Annotated in this window: 13 protein-coding genes; 2 read left to right on the top strand and 11 right to left on the bottom strand. The window is 64.2% G+C overall.

Features of this window, described 5'->3' with window-relative positions:
* The coding region (mutL, locus tag CWO91_RS38860) for a DNA mismatch repair endonuclease MutL (protein ID WP_208753127.1) at positions 1–598 on the bottom strand (598 nt) is incomplete at its 3' end.
* Positions 599–849: 251 nt separating this feature from the next.
* On the opposite strand from mutL, the gene CWO91_RS38855 reads away from it, so the two are divergent.
* Complete coding sequence (locus tag CWO91_RS38855; RefSeq protein WP_130220668.1) at positions 850–1,167, top strand: ribbon-helix-helix domain-containing protein; 318 nt, start codon at positions 850–852, stop codon at positions 1,165–1,167.
* A gap of 219 nt (positions 1,168–1,386) precedes the next feature.
* On the opposite strand, the gene CWO91_RS38850 is transcribed toward CWO91_RS38855, so the two are convergent.
* From CWO91_RS38850 to CWO91_RS38835, 4 genes are read right to left on the bottom strand one after another with little or no spacing between them, the layout of a single operon-like run.
* Positions 1,387–2,955, bottom strand: coding sequence for a GMC family oxidoreductase (locus tag CWO91_RS38850; protein ID WP_130220667.1), 1,569 nt, complete (start codon positions 2,953–2,955; stop codon positions 1,387–1,389).
* A 28-nt stretch (positions 2,956–2,983) separates the two neighbouring features.
* Complete coding sequence (locus CWO91_RS38845; RefSeq protein WP_130220666.1) at positions 2,984–3,532, bottom strand: gluconate 2-dehydrogenase subunit 3 family protein; 549 nt, start codon at positions 3,530–3,532, stop codon at positions 2,984–2,986.
* A gap of 46 nt (positions 3,533–3,578) precedes the next feature.
* On the bottom strand, positions 3,579–3,974 hold the full coding sequence (locus CWO91_RS38840; protein ID WP_130220665.1) for a VOC family protein: 396 nt from the start codon (positions 3,972–3,974) through the stop codon (positions 3,579–3,581).
* Positions 3,975–4,361: a c-type cytochrome gene (locus CWO91_RS38835; protein ID WP_130220664.1), complete on the bottom strand. Its 387-nt coding sequence runs from the start codon at positions 4,359–4,361 to the stop codon at positions 3,975–3,977. It abuts the gene before it with no gap.
* A 310-nt stretch (positions 4,362–4,671) separates the two neighbouring features.
* On the opposite strand from CWO91_RS38835, the gene CWO91_RS38830 reads away from it, so the two are divergent.
* Entirely contained in the window at positions 4,672–4,977 is a 306-nt protein-coding gene (locus tag CWO91_RS38830) for a hypothetical protein (protein ID WP_130220663.1), read from the top strand.
* Between the two features lie 138 nt (positions 4,978–5,115).
* On the opposite strand, the gene arfB is transcribed toward CWO91_RS38830, so the two are convergent.
* From arfB to ileS, 6 genes are all read right to left on the bottom strand, one after another.
* Positions 5,116–5,532 carry an alternative ribosome rescue aminoacyl-tRNA hydrolase ArfB gene (gene arfB / locus CWO91_RS38825; RefSeq protein ID WP_091886828.1) on the bottom strand — a complete coding sequence of 139 codons (417 nt, stop codon included), beginning with the start codon at positions 5,530–5,532 and terminating at the stop codon, positions 5,116–5,118.
* 175 nt (positions 5,533–5,707) lie between these two features.
* Positions 5,708–7,081, bottom strand: a complete 1,374-nt coding sequence (locus CWO91_RS38820) for a M16 family metallopeptidase (RefSeq protein WP_165406010.1) — start codon at positions 7,079–7,081, stop codon at positions 5,708–5,710.
* Positions 7,078–8,472: a M16 family metallopeptidase gene (locus CWO91_RS38815; RefSeq protein ID WP_208753126.1), complete on the bottom strand. Its 1,395-nt coding sequence runs from the start codon at positions 8,470–8,472 to the stop codon at positions 7,078–7,080. Before CWO91_RS38815 ends, CWO91_RS38820 begins: the two co-directional genes overlap by 4 nt.
* 203 nt (positions 8,473–8,675) lie before the next feature.
* Positions 8,676–9,401, bottom strand: coding sequence for a hypothetical protein (locus CWO91_RS38810; RefSeq protein WP_165406011.1), 726 nt, complete (start codon positions 9,399–9,401; stop codon positions 8,676–8,678).
* A 94-nt stretch (positions 9,402–9,495) separates the two neighbouring features.
* Positions 9,496–9,990 carry a signal peptidase II gene (gene lspA, locus CWO91_RS38805; RefSeq protein ID WP_130220660.1) on the bottom strand — a complete coding sequence of 165 codons (495 nt, stop codon included), beginning with the start codon at positions 9,988–9,990 and terminating at the stop codon, positions 9,496–9,498.
* Between the two features lie 8 nt (positions 9,991–9,998).
* Positions 9,999–12,688 (bottom strand): isoleucine--tRNA ligase (gene ileS / locus CWO91_RS38800; protein ID WP_130220659.1); only part of this gene is annotated, 2,690 nt, incomplete at its 5' end.

Genomic DNA, 12,688 nt, shown 5'->3' with positions numbered 1-12,688 from the left:
CCGCGGCCCAGGTCACCGGCGCGCGCTCTTCGCCCGCGAGCGTGAAGGCGATATCGGGCCGCGCCATCGCGAGGCGCCGGACCACTTCGCGAATGGCTTCCGCCTCGGTGCGGTCGGTCTTCAGAAACTTCAGCCGCGCCGGTGTTGCATAGAAGAGATCGTTGACCTCGACCCGCGTGCCATGCGCCAGCGCCGCTGGCATGATCTCGGACTTCTCGCCGCCCTCGACCGTGAGCGCCCAGGCGTGCGGCTCGCTGGCGTGCCGCGTCGTAATGGAGAGGCGCGCGACCGACCCGATCGAGGGCAGCGCCTCGCCGCGGAAGCCGAGGGTGCGGATCTGGAGCAGGTCCTCGTCGTCGAGCTTGGACGTGGCGTGGCGCTCGACTGCGAGCGCGAGATCCTTTGCAGTCATGCCGCCGCCGTCATCGGTGATGCCGATACGCCGGCGCCCGCCACCGTCGGTGAAGACGTCGATGCGGCTCGCGCCGGCATCGATCGCATTCTCGACGAGTTCCTTGACCACGCTCGCCGGGCGTTCGACCACTTCGCCGGCGGCGATGCGGTTGACGACTTGCTCTGGAAGCTGGCGGACGGGCATGAACTCGATCTTGGGGCTCGAACGGGGATTCGCAGACGACGCTATTCTAGGCCGTGTTGCGTCAAAAGCATGGGCTGGGCAACACCGGAGTGGCGGGCTGGGGAAGAGGGCTCACTATCACATTGAAGACATTGGGCGTTCGAGAAAATTCCGCAACCGGGATGGACGCGTCTCCGGCCACCGTCCTGATTGTGAGGTGGCGGGGAGCGGTGTAGCATCGTGAAAAAATGGCAACAGGACGGGAGGACGCCATGTGCCATCTCTTCGCGCACCAGCCCCAACGCGACTACGAATCCCAAACCCGTTCGTTAAGGATCGGCGGGCACTGCACCTCGATCCGGCTGGAGATGGCGTTCTGGGACACGCTGGAGGAGATCGCGGCCAAGGAGAGCATGAGCCTCGGCAAGTTCCTGACGACGCTCTACAACGAGGTGCTCGACCATCATGGCGAAGTCAACAATTTCGCCTCGCTGCTGCGCTGCTCGTGTTTGATCTACCGCTCCCGGAGCATGGCGCCGGTGCTGGAGTTCAAGGGCACGGTGACGCCGATTCTCGACGCGGCGGAATAGCGCGAGCAAGCCGAGCATGTATCCATAATGTCGTCCCGGCGAAGGCCGGGACCCATAACCACGAGGCTCAGTTTGACGGAGATTGGTTGTTCGGTACTCCTACCTTCCGCAATCGATAGTTCACGCGGTATGGGTCCCGGCCTTCGCCGGGACGACACCTTGAGTGGATGAACATCCTTCCTCAACGTCGCCATCGCGAGCGCGATGACGATGTGAGCCTCAAATCTCCTTCTTCTGCATCGCCCCCGCAATGTAGTCGGCCTGCCGGATGGCCAGCGCGACGATGGTCAGCGTCGGGTTGCAGGCCGCGCCGCTGGTGAACTGGCTGCCGTCGGAGACGAACAGGTTCTTGATGTCGTGGCTCTGACCGAACTTGTTGACCACGCCGTCTCGCGGTTTCTCGCTCATCCGGTTCGTGCCAAGATTGTGCGTGCTCGGATAGGGCGGCGTCGGATAGGTCACGGTGGCGCCGACGGCGTCGTAGACCGCAGCGCCCTGCTTGTAAGCATGTGCGCGCATTGCGATGTCGTTAGGATGATCGTCGAAATGCACGCTCGCGACCGGCTGTCCGAACTTGTCCTTCACGACAGGGTCGAGCGTGATGCGATTGGTTTCCTGCGGCATGTCTTCGCCGACCAGCCACATGCCGGCCATCCGCGGATAGCCGTCGAGTGCTGAGGTGAACGGGCGGCCCCAGGCGCCGGGATTGAGGAACGCCGCCATGAAGGGCAGACCGATCGACAGCGTCTCCATCTCATAGCCGCCGACGAATCCGCGCGTCGGATTGTTGGCGGCTTCATCACGGATGATGCCGGCCATGGTGGTGCCGCGATACATGTGTACCGACTTTTCGAACACGGCGTAGACGCTGCCGGTCATGTGGCGCATGTAGTTGCGGCCGACCTGGCCGCTCGAATTGGCGAGACCATCGGGGAACATGGTCGAGGCGCTGTTGAGCAGCAACCGCGGGCTTTCGATCGAATTGCCGGCCACCGCGACGATGCGCGCCTTCTGGCGCTGCATTGCGCCATTTTCGTCGGCGTAAACGACGCCGGTCACCTTGCCGCTCGCATCGTGCTCGATCTTGACCACCATGCTGCCGGGGCGGACGTCGAGATTGCCGGTTGCCTCGCCCTTCGGGATCTCGGTGTAGAGCGTCGACCATTTCGCGCCGGATTTGCAGCCCTGGAAGCAGAAGCCGATCTGCTGACACGAGCCGCGCCCGTCGCGCGGCTGGCTGTTGATCGCCATGTTGCCGGTGTGCACCGTCTTGTAGCCGAGCTTCTTCGCGCCGGCCTCCAGCACCTTGAAGTTATTGTTGCCGGGAAGCCCGGGAATGCCGTTGGTGCGGGTCACGCCCATCTTGTTCTCGGCCTTGGCGTACCACGGCTCCATCTCCGCGAGCGTGACCGGCCAGTCCAGGAGATTCGCGCCGGGAATGTTGCCGTAGGTGCTCTTCACCTTGAACTCGTGCTCGTCGAAACGCAACGAGGCGCCGGCCCAATGCACGGTGGAGCCGCCGACCGCCTTGACGATCCAGGCGGGCAGACCCGAAAAATCCTTGGCGACGCGCCATGTGCCTGACGTGGTGCGCGCATCGGTCCAGGCGAGCTGCGAGAAGCTCTCCCATTCGTCGTTGATGAAGTCGTGGTTCTCGATGCGGGGACCCGCCTCGAGAATGACGACCTTGACGCCTTTCTGCGCGAGCTCGTTGCCCAGCGTGCCGCCGCCGGCGCCGGAGCCGACGATCACCACAACGCTGGAGTCGTTCAGATCGAATTTTACCATATGCGTTCTCCTGAACCGTTGGGTGACGTTAAGCCTTCGGCAGCCAGTCGATGTCGGCAAAGCCGCGGTTGATGTAGCCGCCATGCTCGGCCGAGGAGCCCTCGTAGCCGAACCGCGGCCAGACCTCTTTCTGGTTGTAGAGCGAGACGACGAGGTCGCCGCGCACCTTCTGGAAGAAGTCGCTCTGCTCGATCTCCTTCAGCAGCACCACGCGGTCGGCTTCCCAGGGCACCTCGGCGTAAGCCACCTTGTGGCGATCGCGCGCGTTCTGGTCGAGCCGCGTGATGCCGTCGCTGATCAGCGCCTTGATAGCAGGATCCTTCGCCGCCTTGCCGTCCCATGGCTTGATCGCGGTGACATAGTAGCTGTCGCCGAGCACATCGTGCGGATAGATGTCGCGCGCGACCTTCAGCAATGTCTTCATTGTCGCAGGCGACAGCGCATTCGCTTCATCCGCCCAGGCATTGTCGATGCTGACACCGATGCTGGTCGCGACGGCCGCGACCGGTACGGCGGTTGCCGCGCCCTTGAGAAAGACGCGGCGGCTGTGCTTGCTTCGACGGTCGACTTCTCTCATGGCATGTCCTCCTTCAATTCTTGTGATTTGGATTATCGTGATTTGGTCAATTGAAACGGCCGCCCCGCTGGATCACCTCGATCTTGTAGCCATCGGGATCGTTGACGAAGAAGAAGCGCGCCAGTGTCCTGCCCTCGTGCTTGAAGTCGCGTAAGGGGCCCGGCGCGAGCTGCTCGCGCTCGAAGCGGGCATGTTCGGCGTCGAGGTCTTCGACCACGACGGCGAGATGGCCGTAGCCGTCGCCGAGCTGGTACGGCTCCTTGCGATCGAAATTCACCGTCAGCTCGAGCTCGAAAGGTGAGGAGGGGTGACGCAGATAAATCAGCGCGAAATCCGCGAATTTCAGATGGTTGGCGACCTCTAAGCCGAAAGCGCGTCTGTAGAAGTCGAGTGATCGCGCTTCATCGCGCACGCGGATCATGGAATGGACGGGCTTTGCCATTCAGTTCTGCTCCTTGAGATAAGTGATGATGGCAGCGCGCGTCTCCGGCTTTGCCTGCCGGTAGGCCATGACCACGCCGGGAACGACCGCTTGAGGATTGGCCAGCCAGGCGTCGAGCTTTGCCTCGTCCCAGGCGAAGTCGGCCTTCGCGAGATTCTCCGAGTAGCGAAAGCCATCGAGCTTGCCGGCGGGCCGGCCCACGATCTTGACCAGAGGCGGACCCTGCCGCATCGGCTCCGACAGGCTGGTGGTGTGGCACACCGCGCATTGCTGTTTGAAGAGTGTCGCGCCATCCAGCGGTCTTGCCGCCGGCAAGGGCATCTGCGCGTCGGCAACCCGCATCATCAGCACCATCGCGGTGCACAATCCCAGCATGACTGCGCGCATCGCCAAGAGCTCGCCCCATCCACCTCGAAGTCAGCGTGCGCAAACTCTAGGCGGCGTCAGAGATGCGGTGGTAGTAGCGGGCTGTTTCGCTGCAAGCGGGGGCTCGCGCTTGGCGCGTGTTCCGCGCTGCCGCATATGAGGAGCACAATTCCGCGAAACCGCCCAGAAATCCCTAAACGATGACCACACGACGCAGGTTGCATCACAACAGCGCCGTTCAAACTCTCTTTGCGATGAACTGGTCCGGTGCAGGCGAGCGGCGCAGGGATGCCGCCGTGCCGTTCATCGCGAAAAAATCCAGGAGAAATGGATGAAGTTGGTGAAGACCTCTGCAATCGCATGCGCTCTTTCGGCCCTCATTGCGACGCCTGTTCTCGCGCAAGGTACGTCATCCGGCGTCAAGCCCGGAGGCACCGTGCAAAGCAAACCCATGCAGGGCGGCACGGTAGGCAGCGAGGATGATGATGTCGGCGCGCAGCAGGGGGCTGCCGGCGAGAAGGTCGGCACGAAGTCGACCAAGGGTAAGGGTACCGCCGGAACCACTGGCAGCGCGACACACAAGGGCACGGCCGATGATGCGGCGACGGGCGGTGCTGCGACCGGCAAGCGCTACTGACGACTATCCTTGCAACGGCAAATCTCCGGTCGCCCTGCGGCCGGAGATCTTTTTCCGTGCCTCAAGCACGATGCGATTGGGATGAATCGAATTGTTTGAGCATGATCTTATCGGAAGCCTGCCTTTCCGGATCATACTTTAATCGTCGAAACCGCGCCCGCGCTTCGCCTTGATGTCGCTACGCCGCTTCTTGCCTTCGAGCCGGCGCTGCTTGGACGCGAAGGTCGGCCGTGTCGCGCGCCGTGGGATCGGGCGCACCATCGCCTCGCGCAGCATCTCGACCAGCCGGTCGATGGCATCCTGCCGGTTGCGCTCCTGGGTGCGGAAGCGCTGGGCGTGGATCACGATCACACCGTCCTTCGTCATGCGCTGTCCGGCGATGCGGGCAAGCCGGATGGCGGCATCCTCCGGTAGGGTCAGCTTGCGTGTGTCGAAGCGCAGTTGCGCTGAAGTCGCGACCTTGTTGACGTTCTGTCCGCCAGGCCCAGAGGCGCGGACAAAGCCGATCTCGATGTCGTCCTCGTCGATGACGAGATCGCGGGATATCCGCAGCATAATGGCACCATTCGTGATGTCCGGACATATCGCGAACGTCTACATTCGGCAATGGTGCATCGTGGAAACGCAAATGGCCGGGACCCGGCTATGGCTTCGCCGGGCTTTGAGTGCTGGGCGGGCGAAGCCAAAGGCGGAGACAGCGAGCGGCCATTTCAGAAGACGTTTTATCCGATCAGTTCGACTTCGTCGCCGGTACCGCCGCCGGCTGCGCAGCGGCCTGCGGGGCGCGGCCGATGACGACAGTGAGGAGGCCCTGGCCCCACAGGCGCTTCGCGGCGGCCTTGGCGTCGTCCAGCGTCACCGCATCGACGATGGCGTTGCGCTTCTCGATATAGTCGATCGGCAGCTTGTCCTGCTGATACTGCAACAGCGCCTGCGCCAGCTTGGAGGAGGTGTCGAGCGCAAGCATCTGCGAACCCTTGAGGTAGGATTTGGCCTCATCGAGCTCCTTCTGTGTCGGGCCCTCCTCGGCGATGCGGCGGACCTCCTTCTCGATGGCGTCGATGGTGTCGCCGGCGCGGTCGGCGCGCGTGCCGGTATTGCCGATGAAGAGCGCCGAATGCTCCATCCAGAGCAGCGATTCGTACACGGAATAGGCCAGCCCGCGCTTCTCGCGGACCTCGCGATAGAGCCGGGAGGACAATCCACCGCCGCCGAGGATGTGGTTGACGACGTAGGCGGCCATGAAGTTGGGATCGCTGCGCTTCACGCCGGGGCCGCCGAAGGTGATCACGGTCTGCGGCACGTCGAGCGTTACGAAGGCGCGTTGCGGCGGCTTTGCGGCTTCGACGTCGGGGACCGGCGTGAGGTTGGCCTTGGCGGGGAGGCTACCAAAGGTGTGGTCGAGCAGCTTGCCGAGCGTGGCCGGATCGACGTCGCCGACGACCGCGATCTTCAGCCCATCCTTGGCGAGCACGCGGCCGACATAATCCTTCAAGTCGGCGACCGTGATGGTCGGCACGCTGTCGAGATTACCGTTGGTCTGCCGGCCGTACGGGTGATCGCCGAAGGCGACCTCGAGGAACTTGCGGCTCGCCAGCGATGTCGGATTGGTGGTCTCGCGGCGCAGCCCCGAGATGACCTGCGAGCGGATGCGCTCGACATCGGCCGTATCGAAATGCGGCGAGGTCAGCGCCATCCTGAGCAGATCGAAGGCCTCGTCCTTGTTGTCGCGCAACATGCGCAGGCTGCCGCGGAAGGTATCGCGGGTGGCGTTGAAGGAGAGCTCGATGGCGCGGCGGTCGAGCCGTTCATGGAAGGTCTTGGAGTCGAGATCGCCGGAGCCTTCGTCGAGGAGGTCGCCGACGAGGTTGGCGACGCCCGACTTGTCCTTGGGATCCTGGGCCGAGCCGCCGGCGAAGGAATACTCCATGGCGATCAGCGGCACCGTTGCGTCCTGCACGAACCAGGCTTCGATGCCGCCCGGCGAGGTCAGGTGCTGGATCTTTGCGGCTGCATGCGACGGCGAGATCGCAGACAGTGCGAGGGCCGCGCCGGTAACGAAGGACAGCGCGAAGTGACGCGCGCGAAGGAAGGGATAGGTCACGAACGCTTCTCCTCGCGTTTGGCGGCGGCGGTGTCCTTGATCAGATAGCCCGTCACCGAGCGCTTCTTCTCGAGCCATTTCTGCGCAACGGCGCGAACCTGCTCGGCGGTGACCGCGCGGATGCGGTCGGGCCAGCTCCTGATGTCCTCGATCGACAGGCCCGTGGTCAGCGCGCCGCCATACCAACGCGCCAGCACCGCCTGGTTGTCCTGGGCGTAGATCGCTTCCGCAATCAGCTGGGTCTTGACCCGCTCCAGATCCTCGGCGCGGATCGGGTTCTGCGCGACATTGGCTGTGACGCCGTCGACCGCCTGCTCGACCTCTGCGAAGCTGACGCCGGGTTTCGGTGCGGCCGAGATCGCGAACTGGGTCGGGTCGAGCGAGATGCTCGAATAGCTGGCGTTGGCGGAGACCGCGAGCGGCTTGTCGACGACGAGGGCGCGGTAGAGATAGGAATTGCTGCCGCTGCCCATCAGCTGCGCGAGCACGTCGAGGGCCGCGCTCTCGCCGGCCGCAGCCGTGGTCGCCGAGGGCACGAGATAATAGCGCCGCATGTTCGGCTGCTCGACCCGCGGGTCGGCCAGCGTGACGGTGCGCGGTGCGGCCGGCTCCGGCTCCTGCGGACGAATGCGCCGCGCCGGGATGGCGGGCTGCGCCGGTATGGAGCCGAAATTGCGCTCGACCAGCGGGCGGATTTCAGCGGCGTCGACGTCGCCGGCGATCACCAGGATCGCGTTGTTCGGCGCGTAGAAGCGGCGGTAGAAGGCGAGCGCATCCTCGCGATCGAGCTTCTCGATCTCCTGGTGCCAGCCGATCACCGGCCGGCCGTAGGGATGGTTGAGATAGAGCGCGGCCATGATCTGCTCGTTCAGCCGCGCGTCCGGATTGTTGGCGACGCGCATGTTGTACTCTTCGAGCACGACGTCGCGCTCGGGCAGCACGTTCTCGTCCTTGAGGATGAGGCCGGTCATGCGATCAGCCTCGAACTCCATCATGGTCGGCAACTGCTCGCGTGGAACGCGCTGGTAGTAATTGGTGTAGTCGACCGAGGTCGAGGCGTTCTCGTTGCCGCCGACGCGGAGCACGGTCTGCGAGAATTCGCCGACCGGATGCTTCGAGGTGCCCTTGAACATCAGGTGTTCGAGGAAGTGGGCGAGGCCGGATTTGCCCGGCGTCTCGTCGGCCGAGCCGACCTTGTACCAGATCATCTCCGTGACCACGGGCGTGCGGTGATCCGGGATCACCACGACCTGCATGCCGTTGCTGAGCGTGAAGCTGGCGGGCGGGGTCGATGTTACCGTGGTCTGGGCGAGGGACGCGCCGGCCGTCAGGACAATCGTCGAAAGCAGCGCGGCAAGGAGGCAGGCAGCCGATCGGTAAGAGGACATCATGATCCCTAGTGAAAGGCCGAGATCCGGATGTCCGGCTCGGAAGCACGGCATGGTACACCGTGCGGCTGAGGCTTCGCGTCACGAAGCAGAGAACTCAACGCGGAGGCAAGTTACTGATAAGCAATTTAGGAACCGCGTCCGGCGTGCACGAGCCGCCGGCGCAGGGTGCGGTTCTGTCAGGATGTCGCGGCGCGACAGGAACGTTATTGTTCCTTCTCCTTGCCGGACATGATGTCGAAATAGGTCCGTCGCGACTTGTCAGGCCCGGCGCCATAGGCGTAGTTCGGCGACGGCGTCTGATAGCCAGGCGGGGGCTCGACCAGCGATTGACGCGGCGGCTCGCTAACGAATTTCTTTTCTTCGGAGCTGTTGCCGCCCTTCATCATGTTCCACAGACCACCGGTGTATCCGAGCTCGGCGGGGCTGAGCGACGGGTTGCCGTTGGCACCCGGCTGTATGGGATCATTGCTGGTGCGGGGGGCCGCGGCGACCTCACCCGCTTTCATCTCAGCGGGGGTCAGGGGCCGGGCGGCCTGCCAGTTCTCCGTCGCCTTGGTGGCTTTCTTGCGCGCGGCAATCGCTTCCTTGCGGCGCTTCTCGTCGGGGTCCTTCGGCCAGTTCGGCGCATTCGTGGCCTGGGTAGCGGCCGGCGGCGGCAGGTCGAGCTTCGGCGGCACGACCAGCGGCGAACGCTCGCGGTACTCGATGCCGGGCTTCTCCATGCTCTTGGCGCCGAGGCCGGACATCAGATTGTCGATGAGCTTCTCTTCGAAGGTCATGTCGTCTTCCTCGTCGTCGTCACCGGCGCGGGCGGCGCCGGTCGACATGACGAGACCGATGCCGAGCGCGACAGCGGACAATTTCAATGCCCGCCAGAACCCCCATTTGGGGTCTCGAACCATTGAACCGCTGGTCTTCGAGCTGCGCATCACCATACCTGTTCCAAATTGTGGCAGTTTGCCGCTCGCACGCGGCTTGACCCTTGCAAAAGCGGGTTCCACCTGCCGGTCGTATCGGCCGGGATCAGGGCGCTTTTGCGGCGGGTACCCCCAGGAAGGAATCATACAATAGCGCCGCCACCCCAGCAACGATGGCCACGTCGGCGAGGTTAAACACGTACCAATTATAGGTATGTCCGCCGATTTCGATGTGAAACAGGGCGAAATCCACCACCGCACCATAGGCCAGGCGGTCGATGCCATTGCCGATGGCGCCCCCGATGATCAAGCCTAGCGCGATGGTCGCGAGGAGGGTGTGGGAGCGGGCCATCCAGATCGCCAGCGCGACCACCGCGATAGCTTTGACGGCCATCAGCGCGAGCTGCGCCGCCTGGCCGTCGTTCTGGAGCCAGCCGAAGCTGATGCCGATGTTCCACGCCAGAACCAGGTCGAAGAATGGTGTCACCCGCACCACGTCGCGATGAGCGAGGTCGAGCACATTCAACAGCCAAAGTTTGGAGGCCTGGTCGAGGACGAGTGTGACCAGGGCGGAGATGATGCCGGCGCGGAGCGGGGTCATGCCGGGGATCAGACCCCCACCCCCAGCGCCTTCCATTCGCGCAGCGCCTGAGCGTCGCGCGGGGTGACGTCGGGGTATTCGGGGTCTTCGCCCACCGTCGGTGAGATCTTCCAGGAGCGGGCGCATTTGGTGCCGACCGCCTTCTCCACCACGACCGCGACGCCTGGCACGGCATCGAGACGGAACGCGGAAGCCGGCGCCTCGCCCTCACGCACCTCGTAGTTCGAGGTGATGCAAACTTCGGCGAGATCGACGTCGAACAACGTCGCCAGCATGGCCCGGTCGGCGACATAGATCACCGGCGAGGCCTCCAGCGACGAGCCGATGTTCTTGGCGGCGCGTTCGAGCTCGAGCGCGCCGGTAACGACGCGGCGCACGTTGCGGATCGTCTCCCACCTCGCCGCGAGCTTGTCGTCCCGCAAGCTTTCGAGATCGTTCGGAAACAGCGTCAGATGCACGGACGGCTCGGCGTCGGGCCGGTACATGCGCCAGGCTTCCTCCGCGGTGAAGCTGAGGATCGGCGCCAGCCATTTCAGGATCGAGGCGCACAACAGGTCGATGGTGGTCAGCGCCGCCTTGCGCGTCAGCGAAGAGGGTGGATCGCAATACAGCGTGTCCTTGCGGATGTCGAAATAGAACGCTGACAGCTCGCTGTTGAGGAAGGCGGACAGGATAGCGACCACGGTCTTGTAGTCGAACTCCCGATAGGCCTTGCCGATCGCGGCGGCGCGCACCGCGAGCTCGTGCAGCATCAAGCGCTCGAGTTCCGGCATCTCGGCGGGCGCGATTGCGTCGGCCGGCTTGTAGTGATGCAGCGTACCCAGCATCCAGCGCACGGTGTTACGCAGCTTGCGATAGGTCTCGACGGTGTTCTTCAGGATCTCGGGGCCGATGCGCTGGTCGTCGGTGTAGTCGCAGGACGCAACCCAGAGTCTCAAGATGTCGGCCCCGGATTCCTTGATGACGGCCTGCGGCTCGATGGTGTTGCCGAGCGACTTCGACATCTTGCGGCCGTCCTCGGCCTGGGTGAAGCCGTGGGTCAGCACGATGTCGTAAGGCGCGCGGCCGCGCGTGCCGCAGCTCTCCAGCAGCGATGAGTGGAACCAGCCACGATGCTGGTCCGAGCCTTCGAGATACATCACCGTGTCGGTGCCGCCGTCGACCTTGCGCTTGATGCCGGCGAGGCCTGGAAAATGCACGGGGTCTTCCAGCACGAACGCGTGCGTCGAGCCTGAATCGAACCAGACGTCGAGGATGTCGTCGACCTTTTGCCAGTCTTCGTTCGCGCGGGACCCGAGGAAGCGCTCGCGCGCTCCCTTCGCATACCAGGCGTCCGCGCCTTCCTGCTCGAAGGCTTCCCCAATGCGCGTATTGACGGCCTCGTCCTGGAGGATCTCGGCCGAGCCGTCGCCCTTCTCGCGCACGAACACGGCGATCGGCACGCCCCAGGCGCGCTGGCGCGAGATCACCCAGTCCGGCCGGGCCTCGATCATGCCGTTGATGCGGTTCTCGCCCGACGGCGGCACCCATTGCGTCACCGAGATCGCGTGCAGCGCGCGCGCGCGGAGCGTGTCGCCGGACTTGGTCTTGCCGTCAGCGGCAACGTCCTTGTCCATCGCGATGAACCATTGCGGCGTGTTGCGGAAGATCACCGGCTTCTTGGAGCGCCAGGAATGCGGATATTGATGCTTGAGCCGACCACGCGCGAGCAGCATGCCTCTTTCGACGAGCGCCTTGATCACGGCCTCGTTGGCGTCGCCCTTCTCGCCCTTGTCGTTGATGACGCGCTTGCCGGCAAAGCCCGGAGCATGATCGGTGTAGGCGCCGTTCTCATCGACGGTGTAGGGGATCGCGGTGTTTATGCCGCGCGCATCGAGATCGCGCGCCTGCGCCATCCACGCGTCAAAGTCCTCGCGGCCATGGCCGGGCGCCGTGTGCACGAAGCCGGTGCCGGTGTCATCGGTGACGTGATCACCGGGCAGCAGCGGGACGATGAAGTCGTAGCCGCCGGCGAGGCCCTTCAGCGGATGGGCGCATTCGATCGCGTCCATGGTGTCGCCGGGGACGTCGCGGACCTTCTCATAGGCCGTCACGCGCGCCTGCTTGAAGACTTCTTCAGCGAGCGCGTCGGCGAGGATGAGGAGATCGCCCGTCTTGGCCCAATTGTCGGCGGGCGCGTCCGTCACCTTGTACAGGCCATAGCCGATCTTCGGCGAGAACGAGATGGCGCGATTACCCGGCAGCGTCCATGGCGTCGTGGTCCAGATCACGACGCTTGCGGAGGCGAGCGCGCCGTGCGCGGGCGAGGTCACCGGGAATTTCACCCACACCGTATCGGAGGTGTAGTCCTCGTATTCGACCTCGGCTTCGGCCAGCGCGGTCTTCTCGACCACGCTCCACATCACAGGCTTGGAGCCGCGATAGAGCGTGCCGTTGGCGGCGAACTTCATCAGCTCGCGCGCGATCTGGGCTTCGGCCGGAAAGCTCATGGTGGCGTAGGGATGATCCCAGTCGCCGATCACCCCCAAACGTTTGAACTCCTCGCGCTGCACGCCGAGCCAGTGCGTGGCATAGGCGCGACATTCCTTGCGGAAATCGATCATTGCGGCAGAGTCGCGGAAGTCGGGCTTCTGCTTGCCCTTCTTGCGATAGTGCTCTTCCTCGACCTTCCACTCGATCGGCAGGCCGTGGCAGTCCC

The organism is Bradyrhizobium genosp. SA-3 (assembly GCF_004212635.1).
In the GTDB taxonomy this organism is placed as follows: domain Bacteria; phylum Pseudomonadota; class Alphaproteobacteria; order Rhizobiales; family Xanthobacteraceae; genus Bradyrhizobium.
The sequence above is the reverse complement of the archived record's forward strand: the minus strand, read 5'-3'. Positions and strand labels throughout refer to the sequence as shown.

Excerpts from the sequence above, each read along its gene's own strand:
- CWO91_RS38810 (WP_165406011.1), bottom strand. The coding sequence starts at position 9,401 with ATGCGCAGCTCGAAGACCAGCGGTTCAATGGTTCGAGACCCCAAATGG.
- CWO91_RS38855 (WP_130220668.1), top strand. The coding sequence starts at position 850 with ATGTGCCATCTCTTCGCGCACCAGCCCCAACGCGACTACGAATCCCAA.
- CWO91_RS38830 (WP_130220663.1), top strand. The coding sequence starts at position 4,672 with ATGAAGTTGGTGAAGACCTCTGCAATCGCATGCGCTCTTTCGGCCCTC.
- CWO91_RS38840 (WP_130220665.1), bottom strand. The coding sequence starts at position 3,974 with ATGGCAAAGCCCGTCCATTCCATGATCCGCGTGCGCGATGAAGCGCGA.
- CWO91_RS38845 (WP_130220666.1), bottom strand. The coding sequence starts at position 3,532 with ATGAGAGAAGTCGACCGTCGAAGCAAGCACAGCCGCCGCGTCTTTCTC.
- CWO91_RS38835 (WP_130220664.1), bottom strand. The coding sequence starts at position 4,361 with ATGCGCGCAGTCATGCTGGGATTGTGCACCGCGATGGTGCTGATGATG.
- lspA (WP_130220660.1), bottom strand. The coding sequence starts at position 9,990 with ATGACCCCGCTCCGCGCCGGCATCATCTCCGCCCTGGTCACACTCGTC.
- arfB (WP_091886828.1), bottom strand. The coding sequence starts at position 5,532 with ATGCTGCGGATATCCCGCGATCTCGTCATCGACGAGGACGACATCGAG.
- CWO91_RS38815 (WP_208753126.1), bottom strand. The coding sequence starts at position 8,472 with ATGATGTCCTCTTACCGATCGGCTGCCTGCCTCCTTGCCGCGCTGCTT.
- CWO91_RS38850 (WP_130220667.1), bottom strand. The coding sequence starts at position 2,955 with ATGGTAAAATTCGATCTGAACGACTCCAGCGTTGTGGTGATCGTCGGC.